The 20,184-nt window shown below is 76.3% G+C and carries 18 protein-coding genes and 1 riboswitch; of the genes, 14 read left to right on the top strand and 4 right to left on the bottom strand.

Annotated features, from left to right (window positions below; all coding sequences use genetic code 11):
- Window positions 1–91 precede the first annotated feature (91 nt).
- Together ACI79I_RS11625 and ACI79I_RS11620 are read right to left on the bottom strand one after the other, a co-directional pair.
- Complete coding sequence (locus ACI79I_RS11625; RefSeq protein WP_456992495.1) at window positions 92–958, bottom strand: hypothetical protein; 867 nt, start codon at window positions 956–958, stop codon at window positions 92–94.
- A gap of 10 nt (window positions 959–968) precedes the next feature.
- Window positions 969–1,688 carry a DUF6597 domain-containing transcriptional factor gene (locus ACI79I_RS11620; protein ID WP_456992494.1) on the bottom strand — a complete coding sequence of 240 codons (720 nt, stop codon included), beginning with the start codon at window positions 1,686–1,688 and terminating at the stop codon, window positions 969–971.
- Window positions 1,689–2,148: 460 nt separating this feature from the next.
- Here ACI79I_RS11620 and ACI79I_RS11615 point away from each other — a divergent pair, with 460 nt between their 5' ends.
- The 5 genes from ACI79I_RS11615 (at window position 2,149) to ACI79I_RS11595 (ending at window position 8,565) form a co-directional block, all read left to right on the top strand.
- A complete protein-coding gene (locus ACI79I_RS11615; protein ID WP_456992493.1) occupies window positions 2,149–3,537 on the top strand; it encodes a carotenoid oxygenase family protein in 1,389 nt (462 codons plus the stop codon).
- Window positions 3,538–3,585: 48 nt separating this feature from the next.
- On the top strand, window positions 3,586–5,247 hold the full coding sequence (locus tag ACI79I_RS11610) for a bifunctional 3'-5' exonuclease/DNA polymerase (RefSeq protein WP_456992492.1): 1,662 nt from the start codon (window positions 3,586–3,588) through the stop codon (window positions 5,245–5,247).
- 294 nt (window positions 5,248–5,541) lie between these two features.
- Window positions 5,542–7,191 carry a serine hydrolase gene (locus ACI79I_RS11605; protein WP_456992491.1) on the top strand — a complete coding sequence of 550 codons (1,650 nt, stop codon included), beginning with the start codon at window positions 5,542–5,544 and terminating at the stop codon, window positions 7,189–7,191.
- A 72-nt stretch (window positions 7,192–7,263) separates the two neighbouring features.
- On the top strand, window positions 7,264–7,851 hold the full coding sequence (locus ACI79I_RS11600; protein ID WP_456992490.1) for a hypothetical protein: 588 nt from the start codon (window positions 7,264–7,266) through the stop codon (window positions 7,849–7,851).
- On the top strand, window positions 7,852–8,565 hold the full coding sequence (locus tag ACI79I_RS11595; RefSeq protein ID WP_456992489.1) for a CPBP family intramembrane glutamic endopeptidase: 714 nt from the start codon (window positions 7,852–7,854) through the stop codon (window positions 8,563–8,565).
- 20 nt (window positions 8,566–8,585) lie between these two features.
- Here ACI79I_RS11595 and ACI79I_RS11590 read toward each other — a convergent pair whose 3' ends face one another.
- Window positions 8,586–8,960, bottom strand: a complete 375-nt coding sequence (locus tag ACI79I_RS11590) for an ArsC/Spx/MgsR family protein (RefSeq protein ID WP_456992488.1) — start codon at window positions 8,958–8,960, stop codon at window positions 8,586–8,588.
- A 132-nt stretch (window positions 8,961–9,092) separates the two neighbouring features.
- Between ACI79I_RS11590 and ACI79I_RS11585 the strand changes: the two genes are divergently transcribed.
- The 4 genes from ACI79I_RS11585 to eda all read left to right on the top strand — a co-directional run bounded on the left by ACI79I_RS11585 (window position 9,093) and on the right by eda (window position 12,566).
- Complete coding sequence (locus tag ACI79I_RS11585) at window positions 9,093–9,326, top strand: hypothetical protein (protein ID WP_456992487.1); 234 nt, start codon at window positions 9,093–9,095, stop codon at window positions 9,324–9,326.
- A gap of 204 nt (window positions 9,327–9,530) precedes the next feature.
- Window positions 9,531–9,684, top strand: a riboswitch (cyclic di-AMP (ydaO/yuaA leader).
- Window positions 9,685–9,964: 280 nt separating this feature from the next.
- Window positions 9,965–10,828 carry a hypothetical protein gene (locus tag ACI79I_RS11580; protein ID WP_456992486.1) on the top strand — a complete coding sequence of 288 codons (864 nt, stop codon included), beginning with the start codon at window positions 9,965–9,967 and terminating at the stop codon, window positions 10,826–10,828.
- 149 nt (window positions 10,829–10,977) lie between these two features.
- Window positions 10,978–11,919: a phosphoglycerate dehydrogenase gene (locus ACI79I_RS11575; RefSeq protein ID WP_456992485.1), complete on the top strand. Its 942-nt coding sequence runs from the start codon at window positions 10,978–10,980 to the stop codon at window positions 11,917–11,919.
- A complete protein-coding gene (gene eda, locus ACI79I_RS11570) occupies window positions 11,916–12,566 on the top strand; it encodes a bifunctional 4-hydroxy-2-oxoglutarate aldolase/2-dehydro-3-deoxy-phosphogluconate aldolase (protein ID WP_456992484.1) in 651 nt (216 codons plus the stop codon). The genes ACI79I_RS11575 and eda overlap by 4 nt, the downstream gene beginning before the upstream one ends.
- A 9-nt stretch (window positions 12,567–12,575) precedes the next feature.
- Here eda and ACI79I_RS11565 read toward each other — a convergent pair whose 3' ends face one another.
- Entirely contained in the window at window positions 12,576–14,378 is a 1,803-nt protein-coding gene (locus ACI79I_RS11565) for an IlvD/Edd family dehydratase (RefSeq protein WP_456992483.1), read from the bottom strand.
- Between the two features lie 165 nt (window positions 14,379–14,543).
- Here ACI79I_RS11565 and ACI79I_RS11560 point away from each other — a divergent pair, with 165 nt between their 5' ends.
- The 5 genes from ACI79I_RS11560 to ACI79I_RS11540 all read left to right on the top strand — a co-directional run bounded on the left by ACI79I_RS11560 (window position 14,544) and on the right by ACI79I_RS11540 (window position 20,167).
- Window positions 14,544–15,827, top strand: coding sequence for an alpha-hydroxy acid oxidase (locus ACI79I_RS11560; protein WP_456992482.1), 1,284 nt, complete (start codon window positions 14,544–14,546; stop codon window positions 15,825–15,827).
- 90 nt (window positions 15,828–15,917) lie between these two features.
- Window positions 15,918–17,360: an Nramp family divalent metal transporter gene (locus ACI79I_RS11555; RefSeq protein ID WP_456992481.1), complete on the top strand. Its 1,443-nt coding sequence runs from the start codon at window positions 15,918–15,920 to the stop codon at window positions 17,358–17,360.
- Entirely contained in the window at window positions 17,353–18,318 is a 966-nt protein-coding gene (locus ACI79I_RS11550; RefSeq protein ID WP_456992480.1) for a sugar kinase, read from the top strand. Before ACI79I_RS11555 ends, ACI79I_RS11550 begins: the two co-directional genes overlap by 8 nt.
- Before the next feature lie 2 nt (window positions 18,319–18,320).
- Window positions 18,321–19,202, top strand: coding sequence for a dihydrodipicolinate synthase family protein (locus tag ACI79I_RS11545; protein ID WP_456992479.1), 882 nt, complete (start codon window positions 18,321–18,323; stop codon window positions 19,200–19,202).
- An 11-nt stretch (window positions 19,203–19,213) separates the two neighbouring features.
- On the top strand, window positions 19,214–20,167 hold the full coding sequence (locus ACI79I_RS11540) for a C-terminal binding protein (protein WP_456992478.1): 954 nt from the start codon (window positions 19,214–19,216) through the stop codon (window positions 20,165–20,167).
- Window positions 20,168–20,184 lie beyond the last annotated feature (17 nt).

The following is a 20,184-nucleotide window of genomic DNA, read 5'->3' as shown; positions in this document are numbered from 1 at the left end:
GTCGGACACGGTCGTCCTCCGCACTGCGTCGTGGGGGTCCCGCGGTGTGCGGAGTCTGCCCACGTGCGCCCACCGGGACGAGGGCGAGCGTTCAGCCCGTCGCCGGGAGCCGGCCGTGCGCGGCCAGCGTCTGCAGCGCCCGGAGCGTCACGCCGCCCCGCCACTCGACCCGCTGGCCCTCCGACCAGGCCAGCCAGGAGAACTCCCACCCGCCGTCCGCGCGCTGCCCCGCCTCCAGCCGGTCCAGGTCGGCCTCGATCTGCCCGGGGGTGAACAGGGCGCGGCTGCGCAGGCCCGGGCGGGGGGAGAGCTCCACCGGGGTGAGGTGCTCGCCCTCCGTCCCCCCGGGGACCGGGATGGTCCCGTCCGGCCCGATCGCCGGGCGGAGCCCCTCGACCGCCGCGCGGGCGCGGTCGTCGTCGGGGACGGCGTCGAGGAAGTCGAGTGCGAACTCCACCCAGTAGGCGCCCAGCTCCGCGGGGGCCTCGACCCGCGACCAGCACCAGCCGGTGGCGTCGGCCAGCCAGGCGCCGTCCCCGCCCGCCCGGGTGAGCAGCGCGACGACGGCCAGGGTGAGGAACGAGGGACCGCCGTCCGGCGCCATCCACGGTGCGTGCGGCGCGCCGGCCGCGCTCGGCAGGACGAAGGGCAGCGCCGCGTCGGGGCGCGCGGTGCGCGCCGCCCACTCCGCGGCGCCGGCGACCATGGGGTCGTCGAGCGCCCCGACCTCGGCGAGCACCTCCAGCGCGTGCAGCACCGCAGCCGGCTGGCTGGCGGGGTCCCGGACGTCGGGTTCCAGGGCGTGGCCGAAACCGCCGTCGGGGTTGCGGTAGGCCCGCAGGGCGGTGAGGACCGGCTCGACGGGGCCCCCGTGCAGCAGCACGGCGAGGCGGTGCCGGTCGAGCAGGCGGGCGGTGTCGAGCACGAACCGTTCGGCGGCGGCGACGTCGACGGGCATGCTGCGCACGCTAGGGAGCGGCCGGACCGCCGTCTTCCAGGAATCGGACAGGGGTCGTCCCGGTCAGCCGGCGGACCTCGTCGGTCATGTGCGACTGGCTGGCGTAGCCGGCGGCCAGCGCCCGGCCGGCCAGGTCGGGGTGGGGGAGGGCGCGGAGCCGGGCGAGACGCCCCACCCGGGCCAGCTGCTTGGGGCCGTAGCCGACCGCGGCGAGGGTCCGCCGGTGCAGCCGGCGCTCGGTGACCCCCAGCTCGGCGGCCACCGTCGCGACCCGCGCGCGCGGCGCGGCGAGCAGGCGGGCGGCGGCCGCGACCAGGGCGTCGGGAGCCGCCCGCCGGGAGAGCACGGCCTCCAGCAGCAGCGCGCGACGACGGGCCGGGCCCGCGCCGGCCAGTGCCGCCCCCAGCTGTCGGGCGGCCTCGCCCCACAGGTCGGCGAGCTCGACCTCCCGGTCCCGCAGTTGCGCCGCGTGCACGCCCAGCGCCGGGCCGGCCGCCCCCGGGCGGAGGCGGACGCCGGTCAGCAGCGTGCCCGCGGGCAGGGCCACCAGGCGGGGACCGGTGTCGGCTCCGGCCACGACGGGGTCGCGCCCGCCTCCGGAGATGACGTCGAGGCAGCCGTCGGGGACGACGAGCTGGACGTGGTCGGCCGCCGTCCGCTGCTCCCAGACGCACGCCACGACGGCCGCGGCCGCACCGGACGGGAACAGCTCCCGGTACTCCGACGTCACCCCGCGACCCTACGACCGCACCCCGGCAGACGTCCTAGACATCTGTTGCGAGACGGCCCGGTCCATCGGAGACTGCCCGTGGGCGGGGCCCCGGGGCGTACCTCGGGTGCGCCCCGCCCGCCAACGTGACCCCGCACGGGGGGTCAGCCGCCGTACGGCCGGGTGGTGATCTCGAGGACGTGGCCGTCGGGCTCGTGCCAGCGGACGCCCCGGCCGCCGGGACGTCGAGCGAGACGTCGTCGTCGAGCCGGACGACGGCGGAGGGCCCGGCGCTCGTCGGCGGCGCGAGGCCCGGGACGTCGGCGAGGGAGGCCGCCGACCGCTGCCTGTCGCGTGCGGCGACGACGGTGTGGTCCAGGCGGACCGGGGCAGGGCGGTTGGGCCCTGTCCGGCGGCGGGGCGTGCGGGCGAGCATCGCACCGGACGCCCGAGCCGACGACCCCCCGGGGGGACACAGACGATGCTCGACCAGCCCACCTCCGACGGCGGCCGCTTCCTCGAGGGACCCTTCGCCCCGGTCACCGAGGAGGTCACGGCCTTCGACCTGCCGGTGACCGGCCGCCTGCCCGCCGAGCTCTCCGGACGCTACCTGCGCAACGGGCCCAACCCGCTGGGCCTCGACGAACCGGTCCAGCACTGGTTCCTCGGCCCCGGCATGGTGCACGGCGTGCGGCTGCGGGACGGCCGGGCCGAGTGGTACCGCAACCGGTGGGTCCGCTCGCGGGAGATGGCCCGGGCGCTGGGGGAGGAGTGGGCCGGCGGCCCCGTCCACGCCGACTCGGACTTCGCCGCCAACACGCACGTCATCGCCCACGCCGGGCGCACCCTCGCCACCGTCGAGGCCGGCCCGCTGCCCTACGAGCTCTCCGACGAGCTGGAGACCGTGGGCCCCTGCGACTTCGACGGCACCCTGCCCGGCGGCTACGCCGCGCACACCAAGCTCGACCGGCGCACCGGCGACCTGCACGCGGTCGCCTACTACTGGGGGTGGGACCACCTCCAGCACGTCGTCGTCGGCCCCGACGGGAGGGTCAGCAGCACCACCGACGTCCCCGTCGCCGACGGGCCGATGGTGCACGACTTCGCCCTCACCGAGCGGTACGTGGTCCTGCTCGACCTGCCGGTCACCTTCGACCTGTCCGCGGCGATGGCCGGCGTCCGGCTGCCCTACGCCTGGAACGCCTCCCACCCGGCCCGGATCGGCCTCCTGCCCCGGGACGGCGCGGTGCGCGAGGTCCGGTGGGTCGACATCGACCCGTGCTGGGTCTTCCACACGCTCAACGCCTTCGACGACGCGGACGGTCGCGTCGTCGTCGACGTGTGCCGGTACGAGGGTGCCTACGACCTGTCTGCGCTGTCCGGTCAGGGACCGCTGACCCTGGACCGCTGGACCGTCGACCCCGCGGCCGGCCGGGTGTCCGCGGTGCGGCTCGACGACCGCGAGCAGGAGTTCCCGCGGGTCGACGAGCGGGTCGTCTCCCGGCCGCACCGCTACGGCTACAGCGTCGCCGTGGGTGAGCTGAGCCCGGCCACCGTGCACCCGGCGGGCCTGTTCGATGACGGCGCCTTCGCCAACGCGCTGCTCAAGCACGACATGGCCGCCGGGACCGTCGAGGCCCACCCGTTCGGCCGGGACGCCACGGTCGGCGAGGCCGTGTTCGCGCCGTCGTCCCCGGACGCGGCAGAGGACGACGGCTACGTCCTCGCCTTCGTCCACGACCCCGACCGCGGCGCCACCGACCTCGTCGTCCTCGCCGCGCAGGACTTCACCGGCGACCCGGTGGCGCGGGTGCACCTCCCGGCGCGGGTCCCGCTCGGCTTCCACGGCAGCTGGGTCGCCGACGCCTGAGGTCCCGGCCTCCCGGCCTCCGTCGCACCCCTCGGGGAGACTGCCGGGGTGAACCGGGTCGTCCTCGTCCGCCGCGGCGAGGGCGTCGTGGAGGCGCGGGAGTGCACCGACGAGGGAACGCCGGTCGCGGTCACCGCGGTGCCCGGCGGACAGCTCGCCGGGTTCGTCCGCGAGCGCGAGTCCTCGCCGGTCCGCTGGGTGTGGGACGACACCACGCGCTGGTACCCCGCGCTGCTGGCCGCCGGCGTCCGGGTCGAGCGCTGCACCGACCTGCGGCTGGGCCACGCGCTCCTCCGGAGGTCGCCGCTCGCCGACTCCTCGCTGCTCCGCGGGGAGGAGTCGCCGGGGTGGGACGCGCTGGAACCCGTGACGGAGGCCGACCCGGCGCTGTTCCCGCTCGACGACCCGGCCGACCGCCTCGACCCGGTCGCCGAGCACGACCGCCAGCAGGCGGTGCTCGCCGCGTCGGCGCAGCGGGCGCGCCTGGGCCTGCTGGTCGCGGCGGAGTCCTCGGGCGCGCTCGCGGCCGCCGAGATGACCTGGGCCGGGCTGCCGTGGCGGGCCGACGTGCACGAGCGGCTGCTCGCCGGCCTGCTGGGTCCGCGGCCGGCGGCCGGGGGCCGCCCGTCGGGGCTGGAGGCGCTGGCCCGGGAGGTGCGCCGGGCGCTGGGCGTGCCCGACCTCAACCCCGACTCGCCCGGCGCGCTGCTGCGGGCCCTGCAGGACGCCGGGCTGCCGGTGCGGGACACGCGGTCCTGGACCCTCGAGCAGCTCGACCACCCCGTCGTCCCGCCGCTGCTGGAGTACAGGAGGCTGTCCCGGCTCCTGACGGCCAACGGCTGGAACTGGCTGGACACCTGGGTGCGCGACGGCCGGTTCCGCTCGGTGTTCGTGCCGGGGGGCGTGGTGACCGGGCGGTGGGCGTCCAACGGCGGGGGTGCGCTGTCGGTGCCCGTCCAGGTCCGCCCCGCGGCGGTCGCCGACGACGGCTGGCGGTTCGTCGTCGCCGACGTCGCCCAACTGGAGCCGCGGGTGCTCGCCGGGATGAGCGGGGACGCCGCGATGGCCGAGGCGGCCCGGTCGTCGGACCTCTACCAGGGCATGGTGGCCGCCGGCGCGGTGGCGACCCGCGCCGAGGCCAAGGTCGGGATGCTCGGGGCGATGTACGGCGGCACCCGCGGGGAGAGCGGCCGCATGATGCCGCGGCTGGCCCGCCGGTACCCCCGCGCGATCGGCCTGGTGGAGGAGGCCGCCCGCGCGGGGGAGCGCGGCGAGGTGGTGCACACCCTGCTCGGCCGGGGCTCCCCGGCGCCGGACGGCGCGTGGGCGCAGCGGTCGGTCGACCTCGGCGAGCCGTTCGACGAGGGGGCTCCGCGGGAGGAGCGGGACCGGGCCCGCCGCGCCTGGGGCCGGTTCACCCGCAACTTCGTCGTCCAGGGCACCGGTGCCGAGTGGGCGCTGTGCTGGCTGGCCGACCTGCGCAACCGGCTGTGGCGGCTGGGCGGCACCGGGACGGTCGACCAGCGACCCCACCTGGTCTTCTTCCTGCACGACGAGGTCGTCGTGCACACGCCTGAGCACCTGGCCGACGACGTGGTGGCCGCGGTGCGGCTGGCCGCCGCCGAGGCGGGCCGGCTGCTGTTCGGCGCGTTCCCCGTCGACTTCCCGCTCGACGTCGCCGTGGTGCGGTCCTGGGCCGACGCCGGCTGAGCGCACGGGACGCCGGTGCGCGGCTGGGGACCTCGCCCGCGCCGCGGAGGGTCGTCCCGGCCGACACGCGGCAGGGGTGCGCCGGACGCCCCCTGTAGCGGCACACGCGCGCAACCCCCGCGTGCGGCGCGGCGGCCGGGGTCCGGTCCGGCTGGACCTCGACACCCGCGTCCGTGCCGGGCTACGGTCCCGCCCCACCACGGGCGCCCCGCGTGCCGCGTGCCCCGCCGGCCCCGCCCGTGGCGCTCACGACCGGGCACCCTCTGCTGCGGGTGCCAGTCTGGACCGTGGACCGTGTCCGACACCTCCTCCGCAGGCACCCGCGACCGCAGCCGACGACCGCTGCACAGGGCCGGCTCGGCCGCCGCGGTCGCGACGATGACGGCGCTGACCGCGGCGTGCGCGGCGGCCGGCGGTCCCGTCGGTGCCCCGGCGGCGTCCACGACACTGCCCCCCGCGCCCCCGGCCGCGGTACCACCGCTGCTGACCCAGGACCAGGTGGACACCGCGGTGGCCGCGCTGGACGGGCTGGTGACCGACGCGATGGACCGGACCGGGGTGCCGGGTGTGGCCGTCGCCGTGGTCCACCGCGACCGTGTCGTGTACTCGGAGGGGTTCGGGGTCCGCGAGGTCGGCCGGCCGGAGACGGTCGACCCGGACACCGTCTTCCAGCTCGCCTCGGTGTCCAAGCCGCTGGCGTCCACCGTGATCGCCGGCGTCGTGGGGCAGGGGACGATCGGCTGGGACGACCCGGTCCGGGCGTCGGACCCCTCCTTCGCGCTCAGCGACCCCTACGTCAGCGAGCACGCGACCTTCGCCGACCTGCTGTCGCACCGCAGCGGCCTGCACACCGGGGCGGGTGACCTGCTCGAGGACCTCGGGTGGGACCGGCGGTACATCCTCGACCACCTGGACCAGCAGCCGCTGGACCCGTTCCGGTCCAGCTACAACTACAGCAACTTCGGGTACACGGCGGCCGGGGAGGCCGCGGCCGTCGCCGCGGGGACCCCGTGGGAGGACCTGGCCCGGCAGGTCCTCTTCGACCCGCTGGGGATGACCTCGACCAGCTACCGCCACGAGGACTACGAGGCCGCGCCGAACCGGGCCGCCATCCACGTGCCGACCGGAGACGGGACCTGGGCGGCCCGGTACACCCGGGACGCCGACGCGGAGGCGCCCGCCGGCGGGGCGAGCTCGTCGGTCCGTGACCTGGCCGAGTGGATCCGCCTGCAGCTGGGCAACGGCGTCCACGCCGGCACCGGGGTCATCGACCCGGCCGCACTCGACGTCACCCGCGTCCCGCACTCGGTCTCCGGCCCGCCGGCGACCCCGGAGGCCCGCACCGGCTTCTACGGCCTCGGGTGGAACGTCTCCTACGACGACCAGGGCCGGCTGCAGATCGGCCACTCGGGCGCGTTCGCGCTGGGCGCCGCCACGACCGTCCTGATGCTCCCCGGCGAGCAGCTGGGCATCGTGGTGCTGACCAACGGGCGCCCGCAGGGCATCCCGGAGGCGATCGCCGCCGGGTTCTTCGACGTCGCCAACCACGGCGAACCCACGGTCGACTGGCTGACCTTCACCGCCGCGGTCTTCGAGCAGATCGAGCAGGCCGACGCTCCGGAGACCGACTGGACGCAGCCGGCCGCCGACCCGGTGACGGCCCGGCCGCTGGAGGCCTACACCGGGACCTACGCCAACTCCTACTACGGCCCGCTCACCGTGGCCGCCGACGGTGGCGCCCTGACGATGTCGATGGGGCCGCCGGACCGGCCGACGACCTTCGCCCTGACGCACCACTCCGGGGACACCTTCACCTTCGAGACCATCGGCGAGAACGCCAACGGGACGGCCGGCGCCGTCTTCACGGTGGACGGCGGCTCGGCCGCGACCGTCCGGCTCGACTTCTACGACCGCACCGGGCTGGGCACCTTCACCCGCACCTGACAGGGCGTCGGTCCGCCGCGCAGGACGGGAGTCCATGAGTGGGCGGCACGGGACGGGGATAGGTTGAGCCGCATGTCGATCGAGTCGTCGGGAGGAGTCCCGGCGGGGACGATCCGGGAGCTGGGCCTGCCCGGCCGGGCGGTCACCGCGCTGCTGCGTGCGGGGGTCACCAGGACCGAGGACCTGGCGCGGCTGTCCCGGCGCGACCTCGCGGCGATCGGCGGTCTCGGCCCGGGCATGATCGCCGCGATCCGGAACGTCGTCCCCGAACCGGTCGCCCGCGTGCCCCGTGCCGCGGCCCCGTCGGAGGCCGAGGTGCACACCGAGGCCGTGGCCGCGGGCATCGAGCCGGACGAGGAGGAGGGGCCGCCGTCGCCGGCGATCCCGTCGTTCGAGTCGCTGCGGGGTCCGCGGCGGCGGACGACGGTCGACCTGATCGTCCCGGCGACGCCGCCCCCGGCCGAGTCGGCGCCCGCTCCGGACCGGGCGAAGCGGACCGCTGCCGCGGAGAGGCCGCGGCCGGCCGAGTACGCCGACCTGCTGCGCCTCTGCGCGCGTGGGGTCCGCGCCGCGGCCGGCGTGCCGGTGCGGCTGGCGTGGTGGTCGCTGCGGGCGCCGGTGGCGGGGCTGCGGCGGCTGCTCACCGACCAGGCGCGGTAGGTGCCGACCGGGGCCCGCGACCGCCCCGGGGCGCTGGCCCTCGCCGCCGGGCTGGTGCTGCTGCTGGGGACCTGGAACAACCTCGTCGTGACCCGGCTGCCCGGGGCCCCGGCGTCCTACGTCCCGGCCAACCTGACCGCCGCGGGCGTGCTGCTGGCGGTTGCGCGTGCCGCCGGGCTGTCCTGGGCCGACCTGGGCCTGGCGCGGTCACGGCTGGGTGCCGGGCTCCGCTGGGGCGGGGTCCCCGCGGCGCTGGTGGCCTCGGGGTACGCCGTCGCCGTCGTCGTCCCCGCCCTGCGGCCGCTGGTGCGCGACGCCCGGGTGGCCGGGGCCGACGGCGGCGAGATCGCCTACCAGGTCCTCGTCCGGATCCCGCTGGGCACCGTCGTGTGGGAGGAGGTCGCCTTCCGCGGCGTGCTCCTGGCCGTCCTCGGGCGGGTGCTCCCCGTCCGCGGCGCGGTCGCGGTGTCCGCGGCGGTCTTCGGGGTCTGGCACGTCCGGCCGACGCTCAGCGGCCTGGCGGCCAACGACCTGGTCGAGGGTCCCGTCGCCCGTGCCCTGGCCGTCGCGCTGCTGTGCTCCGGGACGGCCGCCGCCGGGGTGCTGTTCGCCTGGCTGCGGCTCCGCAGCGGGAGCCTGCTGGCCCCCGTCGTGCTGCACCTGTCGACGAACACCCTCGGGACCCTCGCCGCCGCCGCGGCGCACCGCCTCTGAGCAGCAGTGACCCGGAGTCCTCAGGAGCCCGCGCCCGACCGCCGTCCGGCCGCCACCACCTCGGTCAGCGACGCGTCGTCCCGCGCGACCCACGCCCGGCCGTCGTCGGTCAGCACGAGCGGACGCTGGATGAGCCGCGGGTGCTCGGCCAGCACGCGGATCCACGCCTCGGCGTCCCGCGGCAGGTCCCGCAGCCCGAGCTCCCGGGCGAGGGGCTCGGACATGCGGGTGATGTCCCACGGCTCCAGCTGCAGGGCGCGGAGCGCGGCGCGCAGCTCGGCCTCCGTCGGCGGGTCGTCCAGGTAGCGGCGCAGCGTGTACTCGACGCCGGCCTCCTCCAGCTGGGCCCGCGCGGTGCGGCACTTGGAGCAGGACGGGGTGAACCAGACCTCCACGGGGCCCACCCTAGGCCGCCCTCGCGGGTGTCCGGGGCGTCCCGACCGGGTAGACGGTCGCCGGTACGGAGCCCAGCCGCAGGCACCGCCGTCCGAGCACCCGGGGGCTCCGCTCCCGGCGAGGAGCGCACCGTGACCGCGTCCGATCCCCAGCCGGGTCAGCCCGGGCCGACCGGCGACGGCCCGAAGTCGTCCGACCTCCGCCGCTGGCTGAAGTGGGTCGTGCTGGCCCTCGTGGCGCTGGTCGTCGTGCTGACGCTGACCGTGTCGCTGAGCCGGTGCGGCTCCGACGACGGCCCCAGCGGCGGCCCCGAGAACGCGATGGGGACGTCGGTGGCCGACACCCGGCCCGCGCTCTCGTCCTGACCGCCCGCGGGCGACCGGGCCCTACCGCGCCGCGCGCCGTCGGGGCGCGTGCGGATCGTCGGCGCCTACACCACCTGGCCGTCGACCGGGGGAGGCGCGACGCACATCACCCGACGAATCGACGGGCTGCGATTGTCACAAACCCATAACGCCCGTTACGGTGGTCAGGTCCGGCCGGTCCTCACGTCCCCTGCCGGGGAAGCCGAGCGGACGCCGCCGAGTCGCCCTCCGGGGCGAGCCGGGGACCCACCGCAGTACTGGGGTGAACCCCGCTCCCGGGCCGTCGTCCGGGTAGCGGGCAGGGCCGCTTCCCGCCCGAACCCGTCAGCTAACTCGGTAGGCGGCCATCGGAAGAACGGAGAGCCGCCGGATGGCGTGCCCCAGCCCTGCCGGATGCCCACCCTCACCCCGGCACCGCCGGCTCCGGGCGCACCCCCGCACGTGATCGCACGCGGCCGTCCCTGACCCGCCTCCCGCGGACCCACCCGAGCACCCTCGCTCGACCGGCGTTGCCGCCGTCTCCGTGGTGTCCCGCACCGGCCGGCTCCCCAGGACCGCCGACGTCCTCCCCCCGACCTCCCCGCAGGCCGCGCCCTCCCGTGCGCACCTGCGCCCGCACCCCCGGAGCACCCCACCCCATGGACCCCCGCACCACCACCTCTCGCCGCGCCGATCGCCGCGGCCGGATCGCCCCCTCGCGCCGTCGCCCGGCCCTCCTCCTGGCCGCCGCCGCGGCCGGCGCGGTCGTGGCCAACGTCGTCATCGGCGCGGAGCCCGCCGCCCAGGCCGACGCCGGGGCGTCGGAGTCGGTCAGCGTCGCCGCCCAGCTCGGGCTTACCGGCCAGTCCGTCCCCGTCGAGGTCGACGCGGCCCGGGACCTGCAGCCGCTCGCCGACCTCGCCGCCAGCCGCAGCACCCGCGAGGCGGCGCAGGCCGCCGCCCAGCAGGCGCAGGCCGCCGCCGACCAGGCCGTGCTCGACCGGCAGAAGGCCGAGGCGGAGGCCGCCGCCCGGGCCGCGGCCGAGGCCGAGGCCGCCGCGCAGGCCGCCGCGCGGCAGCAGGCGGAGGCCGCGGCCGCGCAGGCCGCCGCACCGGAGCCGGCCGCTCCGGCCCGCGCCGCCGCGGCCGCAGCGGGTGCGGTCGCGCGCATCACCGACACCGCCGGGAGCATCAAGCCGGCCGCGCAGGCGGCCGCCAACGCGGTCGTCTCCAACGTGCCGGGCGCCGCCGGCATCACGCTGGGCGGGACCCGCGCCAGTGCGGCCGACCCCGGTGGTCACCCGTCCGGCCTGGCGGTCGACTACATGGTCATGTCCGACGACGCCCTCGGCGACGCCATCGCCCAGTACCACATCGACCACTGGGACGAGCTCGGCGTCGAGTACGTCATCTGGCAGCAGCGGATGCTCTCCTCGCCCAACGGCTCCTGGAAGCCGATGGCCGACCGCGGGGGCGTGACGGCCAACCACTTCGACCACGTCCACGTGAACTACCGGGGCTGACGCCCCGCCGGTCGCGCCTGGCGCGGCCGGAGGCCAGGGTCCGGCCCCCGTCCGCGGGGCGACCGGGCTGGGGTGGCGGCGCTCGTCGGCCGGGTGTGGCATGGGGCTCGGGCACCGTCCCCGCACGACCCCACGAGAGGCCTCCCCGGATGAAGCTCCTGCTGCCCGACTCCGTCCCGCTGGCCCCGGACCTGCCCGAGGGCGTGCACGCGGTCCTCTACGACGCCGCGGCCCCCGTGCCCGACGAGCACCTGGACGCCGAGGCGATGGTCGTGTGGGGCAGCTCCACCGCCGACCTCGCCGCCGTCGCCGGCCGGATGCCGCGGCTGCGCTGGGTGCAGACGCTGGCGGCCGGGCCGGACGCCGTCCTCGCCGCCGGCTTCCCCGAGGACGTCGTCGTCACCGCCGGCGCGGGCCTGCACAGCGCGACGGTCACCGAGCACGCCCTGGCGCTGACCCTCGCCCTGGTGCGCCGCCTGCCCGCCGCCGCCCGGGCGCAGGCCGAGCACCGCTGGGCCCGCGAGCTCGGCGGGCTCCAGCCGCTGCACCCCGAGGGCGCGGTGACCACCCTGATCGACGCCCGCGTGCTCATCTGGGGGTTCGGCGCCATCGGGCAGACCCTCGCGCCCGTGCTCGCCTCGCTGGGCGCCCGGGTGCGCGGGGTGGCCCGCAGCGCGGGGGAGCGCGCCGGGTTCGCCGTCGTCGCCGAGGAGGACCTGGAGTCCGAGCTCGAGCGGACCGACGTCCTGGTCATGATCCTGCCGTCGACCGCCGGCACCACCCGGGCCCTGGACGCCGGCCGGCTGGCCGCGCTGCCGGCGCACGCCCACGTGGTCAACGTGGGCCGCGGCTCGACAGTCGACGAGCCCGCCCTCGTCGCGGCGCTGAGGGAGGGTCGCATCGCCGGTGCCGCCCTCGACGTGACCGAGACCGAGCCGCTGCCCCCCGACTCCCCGCTCTGGGACGCCCCCAACCTCCTGCTCACGCCGCACGCGGCCGGCGGCCGGCCGGTCGGCGCCGACGACCTGGTCAGCGCCAACCTCGCGGCGCTGCTGGACGGCGGCGAGCTGCGCAACGTGGTGGAGCGGTGACCGACGTGCTGGCCGCGCTCGGCCGGGCGCGGCTGGTCCCCGTCGTCGTGCTCGACGACGCGCGGGACGCCGAGCCCCTCGCCGGCGCCCTCGTCGAGGGCGGGCTGCCGGTCGCCGAGGTCACCTTCCGCACCCCGGCCGCGGGCGACGCGCTGCGCGCCATGGCCGCGCGGGGGGACGTGCTCCTCGGGGCGGGGACCGTCCTGACCCCCGCGCAGGTCGACGAGGCCGTCGCCGCGGGTGCGGCCTACGTGGTCTCACCCGGTCTGAGCCGCGCCGTCGTCGAGCGCTGCGCCGAGCACGGCGTCCTCGCGCTGCCCGGTGCCGTCACCGCGACCGAGGTCCAGGCCGCCCTGGAGCTGGGCCTCACCACCGTCAAGTTCTTCCCCGCCGGCACGTCCGGTGGTGCCCGGGCGATCGCCGCCCTCGCGGCACCGTTCGGCGACGTGCGCTTCATCCCCACCGGTGGCGTGGGTCCGGCGAACGTGGGGGAGTACCTCGGCGTCGATGCGGTCGTCGCGGTCGGCGGCTCCTGGATGGTGCCCCGCGACCGCATCGCGGCCGGCGACTTCGCGGCCGTCCGCCGGCTCACCGCCGAGGCCGTCGCGCTCGTGCTGGGCCCGGCGGCGCCGGCGACCGGGGGCTGAGACGCCGCCTCAGTGGCTGTGGCGCGGGACGCCCACGGTCGGCGCGACGCGCTGGTACCCCACCGCGGGCCGGAGGACCATGCCCTCGGACAGCTGGCCGACCATCGAGCGTTGGATCTCCTGCCACGGTGTCTGGGAGGGCGGCACCGGGTACCCGCCGTCCGCCTCCAGCCGGCGGCGCCGTTCGGCCAGCTCCTCCTCGGGGACCAGGACGTCCGCCCGGCCGGCGGGGAGGTCGATCCGGACGACGTCCCCGGTCTGCAGCAGCGCCAGCCCGCCGCCGGCCGCGGCCTCGGGGGAGGCGTTGAGGATCGACGGGGAGCCCGACGTCCCGGACTGGCGGCCGTCGCCGATGCAGGGCAGCGCGTGCACGCCCTCCTTGATCAGCGCCGTCGGCGGCTGCATGTTCACGACCTCCGCCGACCCCGGGTAGCCCAGCGGGCCGACCCCGCGGATGACCAGCAGGCAGGTCTCGTCGATCGCCAGCGCCGGGTCGTCGATGCGGGCGTGGTAGTCCTCCGGTCCGTCGAAGACGACGGCGCGGCCCTCCATCACCCCGGGGTGCTCCGGGTCGGACAGGTAGCGCTCCCGGAACTCGGCGGAGATGACGCTGGTCTTCATGATCGCGCTGTCGAAGAGGTTGCCGCGCAGCACCAGGAAGCCCGCGTCGGGCAGCAGCGCCCGGTCGAAGGTGCGGATGACCTCGCGGTCGGTCGCGGCGCTGTCCCGGCAGTTCTCACCGATCGTCGCGCCGTTGACGGTGCGGGCGTCCTCGTGGATCAGGCCGTGCGCCATGAGCTCGTGGACGACGGCGGGCACGCCCCCGGCCCGGTGGAACTCCTCGCCGAGGAACCGCCCGGCCGGCTGCAGGTCGACCAGCAGCGGGACGGTCAGCCCCAGGTCCTGCCAGTCCGCCACGTCCAGCGGGACGCCCATGTGCCGGGCGATGGCGTTGACGTGGATCGGCGCGTTGGTGGAGCCCCCGATGGCGGAGGTGACGACGACGGCGTTCTCGAACGCCTCCCGGGTCAGGATCGACGACGGCGTGAGGTCCTCGTGCACCATCTCCACGATCCGCCGGCCGGTGAGGTAGGCCACCCGCCCGCGGTCCCGGTGCGGCGCGGGGATCGCCGCGCTGCCGGGCAGGCTCATGCCGAGGGCCTCGGCGATCGCGTTCATCGTCGAGGCGGTGCCCATGGTGTTGCAGTGGCCGGGGGAGGGGGCCGAGGAGGCGACCAGGTCGACGAAGCCGGCCTCGTCGATCTCCCCGGCGGCGAGCATCTCCCGGGCGCGCCAGACGATCGTCCCCGAGCCGGTGCGCTCGCCGTTGAACCAGCCGTTGAGCATCGGCCCCCCGGACAGCACGATCGCGGGGAGGTCGACGGTGGCCGCGGCCATGAGACAGGCCGGGGTGGTCTTGTCGCAGCCGGTGGTCAGGACGACGCCGTCGAGCGGGTAGCCGAAGAGCACCTCGACCAGCCCGAGGTAGGCCAGGTTGCGGTCCAGCGCCGCCGTCGGCCGCCGTCCGGTCTCCTGGATGGGGTGGACCGGGAACTCCAGCGCCACCCCGCCGGCGTCCCGGACGCCCTCGCGCACGCGCTTCGCCAGCTGCAGGTGGTGCCGGTTGCACGGGGAGAGGTCCGAGCCGGTCTGGGCGATGCCGATGACCGGCCGGCCCGACTGGAGCTCCTCGCGGGTGAGCCCCCAGTTCAGGTACCGCTCGACGTAGAGCGAGGTCATCCCGGGGTCCCGGGGGTCGTCGAACCACTCCTGGCTGCGCAGCCGTCGCCCGGGGGTCGCGTCGTCGTCCACCGGAGCTCCTCTCGCCGGTCGGTGCCGGCCGCCGTGGGACGGCCCGGCCCTGTCGAGCGCGATTGTGGTCCGTCGGACGACGAGCGCGCCGCCCAGGAGCCTGCGACGCTGGACGCGGCCGGGACCCGGCCGGTCGTCACCGCCACGACCACGGAGGCGAGGGACATGGCAGGCCAGGCGCCGCTCGAGCCCGTCTCGACCGCTCGGCAGGTGCCCCGGTGGTCCGAGCTGCGCGAGGTCGTGCAGTTCCGCAAGCCGCGCCTGGGCCGCACCGCCCGCCGCCTGGAGCGCGCGCTCACCGTCCGGGACCTGCGCGCGGCCGCCCGGCGGACGACGCCCCGCGCGGTGTTCGACTACGTGGACGGCGCGGCGGAGGAGGAGATCACCGCGGCCCGCAACGTCGCGGCCTACCGGCGGATCACGTTCCGCCCCGATGCGCTGCGCTCGGTCGCCGACCCCGATCCGGGCGTGGAGCTGTTCGGGTCGCGCATCGCGATGCCGCTGGTCTTCGCGCCCACCGGCTACACCCGGATGATGCACCACCACGGGGAGGCGGCCGTGGCGGGCGTGGCGGCGCACGTCGGCGTCCCGTACGCCCTGTCGACGGTCGGCTCGACCTCGATCGAGGACGTGCGGGCCGCGGCGCCGGGTGGCGACCTGTGGTTCCAGCTGTACTTCACCGCCGACCGGGAGGTCAACGCGGGCCTGCTGGCGCGGGCGGAGGCGGCCGGCTACTCGACGCTCCTGCTCACCGTCGACACCACGGTCTCCGGGATGCGGCTGCGGGACGTGGTCAACGGCCTCACCATCCCGCCGACGCTGACGGCCCGCACCTTCCTCGACATGTCCCGGTTCCCGGTGTGGTGGTTCAACAAGCTCACCACCGGCGGGCTGGCCTTCGCCTCCCTCGACGCGGTCCCGGGCAACCCCACCCCGGGCGAGGTCGCCAGCATGGTGTTCGACCCGGGCCTGGACCTCACGTCCCTGGACTGGGTCCGGGAGCGCTGGCGGGGCAACCTGCTGGTCAAGGGCGTGACGACGCCGGCGTCGGCCGGCGAGGTCATGGAGCGCGGAGCCGACGGCGTGGTCGTCTCCAACCACGGCGGCCGCCAGCTGGACCGCTCCGCCGCGACGCTGGACGTGCTGCCCGACGTGCGCGCGGCCGTGGGGGAGCGGGCCACGGTGCTCATCGACGGCGGCGTCCTCCACGGCCAGGACGTCGTCGCGGCCCGGGCACTGGGTGCCGACGCCGTGATGATCGGGCGGGCCTACCTCTACGGGCTCATGGCCGGCGGCCGCGACGGCGTCCTGCGCGCCTACCAGATCCTCGCCGAGGAGTACCTGCGCTGCATGCAGCTGCTCGGTGTGCGGCGCAGCGCGGACCTCTCCGAGCGGCACGTCGCCTTCACGCCGCACGGCACGGGGGACTACCCGAACGTCTCGGTCTGAGCACGCCCCGCACCCCCGGGTTGCCGCCGGGGCGCAGACGTGCAGGAATGGTCCCGCGCAGGAAGTGACGCAGCTCACAAGGGGGCCGCGATGGTCACGACCCGTCCGGGAGGCCGCCCCTCCTCGGTGGTGGACCTGTTCCCGACCAAACACCTGGCCGCACCGGCCGTGCGGGACATGCCGGAGCCGCCGTCGAGCTTCCGACACGTCATCGGACCGGGGATCATCGCCGCCGGCGTCGGGATGGCCAGCGGCGAGTTCATCCTCTACCCCTACATCGCCTCCCAGGTCGGCCTGGTCTTCGTCTGGGCGGCCTTCGTGGGCCTGGCCACCCAGTACTTCCTCAACATGGAGATCGAGCGGTACACCCTCGCGACGGGGGAGACCGCCCTCACCGGCTTCAGCCGGTACTGGCGGCACTGGGGCCTGGTGTTCGCGATCATGGCCTACTTCGCCAACATCTGGCCGGGGTGGGCGACGAGCTCGGCGACGCTGGTCACCTACCTCGTGGGCGGCAGCGTGGTGCCGATCGCGATCGGCTTCCTGCTCCTGATCGGGATCATCCTCACCATGGCGCCGGTGGTCTACCAGGCCCTCGAGAAGATCGAGATGGTCAAGGTGGCGGCCGTCCTCCTGCTCATCGTCGTCGCCTCGATCGCCGCGATCGGCGCCTCGACCTGGGCGGACGTGCCGCAGATCGTCACCGAGGCCGGGCTGCCCGCCGAGGAGCTCGGGTTCGCGCTGTTGCTGGGGGCGCTGGCGTTCGCCGGGGCCGGCGGCGGGCAGAACCTGTGCCAGAGCAACTGGATCCGCGACAAGCGCTTCGGCATGGGCGCCTACGTGCCGCGGATCGTCAGCCCGGTGACCGGCCACCCGGAGGCCGCGCCCTCCACCGGCTTCGTGTTCGAACCGACCCCCGAGAACCTCGGCCGGTGGCGCCGGTGGTGGAAGTTCGCCAACACCGAGCAGCTGACCACCTTCGTGGCGATCAGCTTCCTCACCATCCTGTTCACCTCGCTGCTGGCCTACGCCACCGTGTTCGGCCAGGAGGGGCTGGCCAGCGACATCTCGTTCCTGGAGGCGGAGGGGGAGGCGCTCAACGCGACCGTCGGCGGCTGGTTCGGCACCTTCTTCTGGATCATCGGCGCGTTCTCGCTGTTCGCCGCCGCGCTGGGCATCGTCGACTACACCAGCCGGCTCGGCGCCGACGTCCTCAAGACCGCGTACCTGCGCAACGCGAACGAGAGCAAGATCTACTTCGCGCTGGTGTGGGGCCTGGTCACGATCGGCGTCGTCGTGCTGCTGTCCGGTCTGTCGCAGCCGCTGGTCCTGCTGGTGATCTCCGCGGTGACCGGCGGGTTGATGATGTTCATCTACTCGGCACTCCTGCTGCTGGTCAACCGGCGGACGCTGCCGAAGGAGATCCGTCCGGGCGCCCTCCGGATCGCCGCGCTGGTCTGGGCTTTCCTGCTCTTCGGCTTCCTGTCCGTGCTGACCTTCAACGAGCAGCTGCAGAAGCTCTTCGGTGGGTGAGCCGGGCGAGGTGGCCGTGCCGCGGGTGGTCACCGCGGGGGAGACGATGGTCCTCGTCGTCCCCACCGCTCCCGGCCGGCTGCGGCACGCGGGTGCGGTGACGTTGTCGATCGGCGGCGCGGAGAGCAACGTCGCCATCGGGCTGGCGCGGCTCGGCGTCCCGGCCAGCTGGGTGAGCGCCCTCGGCGAGGACGAGCTCGGCGAGCTGGTCCTGCACCGGGTGCGCGCCGAGGGGGTGGACACCAGCGCCGTGCGGCGGGACCCGGACCGGCCCACCGGCCTCTACCTGCGCGAGGAGGTCGGCGGCGCGCTGCGGGTGTACTACCACCGGCGCGGGTCGGCCGCCTCGGCGCTGGCGCCGGGCGCCTTCGACCCGGCCGTCCTCGACGGCGCCGCCTTCCTGCACCTCACCGGGATCACCGGGGCGCTGTCGCCGGAGGCGGCCGAGTTCCTGCCGTGGGCGGCGCGGACGGCCCGGGAAGCCGGCGTCCGCGTGAGCTTCGACGTGAACTACCGCAGCCGGCTGTGGGAGCCGGCGGCCGCCCGCGCCGCCACCGAGGCGCTGCTGCCGCACGTCGACGTCCTGCTCGTCGGAGACGAGGAGGCCCGTGCCCTGTGGGGGTGGGACGACGAGACCTGCCTGCAGCGCCTCGCCGACGCCGGCCCCGGCGAGGTCGTGCTCAAGCTCGGCGCCCGCGGCTGCGCGGCGACGGTGGACGGCGAGCGGCTGACCGCCCCCGGCTTCCCCGCGCGCCAGGTCGACCCGATCGGGGCGGGGGACGCGTTCGCCGCCGGGTACCTCGCCGCGACCCTGTGGGACCTCGACCCGGTCGAGCGCCTGCGGACGGCGAACGCGATGGGCGCCTTCTGCGTGCAGAACCTCGGTGACTACGAGGGCCTGCCCAGCCGCCGCGAGCTGACCGCGTTCCTCGACCGGACCGTCGACCTCGGGAGGTGACGATGCCCAGCGACCCGGCCGAGCTGCTCGAGGGTGTCTACGTGGCCAACGTGACGCCGTTCCGCGACGACGAGCGCTGCTCCATCGACGTCGACTCCTACCTCGGGCACGTCCGGTGGCTCGCCGACCAGGGGGTCACCGGCGTCATCCCGTTCGGGACCAACGGTGAGGGCCCCTCCGTCGCGACCGGTGAGAAGCGCGCCGTGCTGGAGGCGCTGGTCCCCGCGGCGGGTGCGCTGCACGTCGTCCCCACGGTCGCGGAGGGCAACCTGCCCGACACCCTCGACCTGCTGGCGTTCCTCCAGGACCTGCCGGTGCGGGCGGTCCTGGTGCTGCCGCCGTACTTCTTCAAGCCGGCCTCGGCCGAGGGGCTGCGGCTGTTCTACGAGCGCGTCCTGGCCGCCACCAGCCACCCGGTGGTCGTCTACCACATCCCGAAGTACGCCGTCCCCGTCCCGGCCGACCTGGTGACCGGCCTGCCGGTGTGGGGCGTCAAGGACTCGGGCGGCGAGGCCGGCTACGCGCAGACGGTCGCCGCGGCGGGGAAGGGGGTGCTGCTCGGCACGGAGGACGACCTGCCGGCCCGCCTGCGCACCGCCACCGGGTCGATCTCCGCGCTGGCCAACATCGTCCCCGAGCAGGTCGTCGCGCTCTACCGGCACGTCCGCGGCGGGCGATCCGCCGAGGCGGCGTCCCTGTCCGCGCACCTGCAGCAGGTGCGCGCGATGACCAAGACGCACGCCAGCCCGGGGGTGCTCAAGCGCATCGCCGAGGCGCGGCACGGCCACCCGATGGGCACCGTGCGCCCACCTCTGGTCCCCGTGCCGGCGTCGTTCGACGCCGCGGCCGCCGCCGAGCGCGCCGCCGCGGTCCCCGTCGGCTGAGACGGCGCGGGATGCGCGTCCTGGTCACCGACGCGGACTACGGGGACTCCGACGTCGAGGCCGACGTCCTCGCCGCGGCCGGACACGAGCTGCGCACCGCGCAGTGCCGGACCGCGGCCGACGTCGTCGCCGCCGCCGGGGACGCCGACGCCCTCCTCGTCCAGTACGCGCCGATCACCGCGGAGGTGCTGGCGGCGCTGCCCCGGCTGCGGCTGGTGAGCCGCTACGGCGTGGGGGTCGACGTCGTGGACACCGACGCCGCCCGCGCCCGCGGGGTCTGGGTGTGCAACGTGCCCGACTACGGCACCGCCGAGGTCGCGCTGCACGCGGTCGCGATGCTGCTGGCGCTCCTGCGCAACCTCGCCGGGCACGACCGGGAGGTGCACGCGGGACGGTGGGACCACCGGCTCGGCGGGACGCTGCGGCGTCCGGGCGGGCTCACGCTCGGGGTGGTCGGCCTCGGCCGGATCGGCCGGATGACGATGGAGCGGGCGGCGCCCTGGTTCGGCGCCTGCGTGGGCTACGACCCCCACCTCCCGGACGACGCGTGGCCGCCCGGGGTCGAGCGGGTCGGGCTGGAGGAGTTGTTCACGCGCAGCTCCGCGGTGACGCTGCACCTGCCGCTGACTCCCGAGTCCTCCGGCCTCGTGGGGGCCGACCTGCTGCGCCGGCTGCCGCCCGGCTCCCACCTGGTCAACACCGCGCGCGGCGGGCTCGTCGAGGTCGACGCGGTGCTCGCCGCACTGGCGGACGGCCGGCTCGCCGGGGTCGCCCTCGACGTGTTCCCCGAGGAGCCGCCGCCCGCCGGCCACCCGCTGCTCACCCACCCGCGCGCCCTGCTCTCCCCGCACGTCGCGTGGTACTCGGAGGAGGCCGAGGTGGAGCTGCGGCGCAAGGCGGCCGGGAACGTCGTCGACTGGGCGCGGACCGGACGGCCGACGTACCCCGTCGTGGAGGGCCGCTGACGTCGGGCCGTCGGGCC

This window comes from Geodermatophilus sp. SYSU D01105 (assembly GCF_054050095.1).
This window is presented reverse-complemented; position numbering and strand designations above follow the sequence as displayed.

Bases quoted from the DNA above. Each gene is read 5' to 3' on its own strand.
- ACI79I_RS11575 (WP_456992485.1), top strand. From the start codon at position 10,978: ATGAAGCTCCTGCTGCCCGACTCCGTCCCGCTGGCCCCGGACCTGCCC.
- ACI79I_RS11560 (WP_456992482.1), top strand. From the start codon at position 14,544: ATGGCAGGCCAGGCGCCGCTCGAGCCCGTCTCGACCGCTCGGCAGGTG.
- ACI79I_RS11555 (WP_456992481.1), top strand. From the start codon at position 15,918: ATGGTCACGACCCGTCCGGGAGGCCGCCCCTCCTCGGTGGTGGACCTG.
- ACI79I_RS11545 (WP_456992479.1), top strand. From the start codon at position 18,321: ATGCCCAGCGACCCGGCCGAGCTGCTCGAGGGTGTCTACGTGGCCAAC.
- ACI79I_RS11580 (WP_456992486.1), top strand. From the start codon at position 9,965: ATGGACCCCCGCACCACCACCTCTCGCCGCGCCGATCGCCGCGGCCGG.
- ACI79I_RS11540 (WP_456992478.1), top strand. From the start codon at position 19,214: ATGCGCGTCCTGGTCACCGACGCGGACTACGGGGACTCCGACGTCGAG.
- ACI79I_RS11600 (WP_456992490.1), top strand. From the start codon at position 7,264: ATGTCGATCGAGTCGTCGGGAGGAGTCCCGGCGGGGACGATCCGGGAG.
- ACI79I_RS11625 (WP_456992495.1), bottom strand. From the start codon at position 958: ATGCCCGTCGACGTCGCCGCCGCCGAACGGTTCGTGCTCGACACCGCC.
- ACI79I_RS11615 (WP_456992493.1), top strand. From the start codon at position 2,149: ATGCTCGACCAGCCCACCTCCGACGGCGGCCGCTTCCTCGAGGGACCC.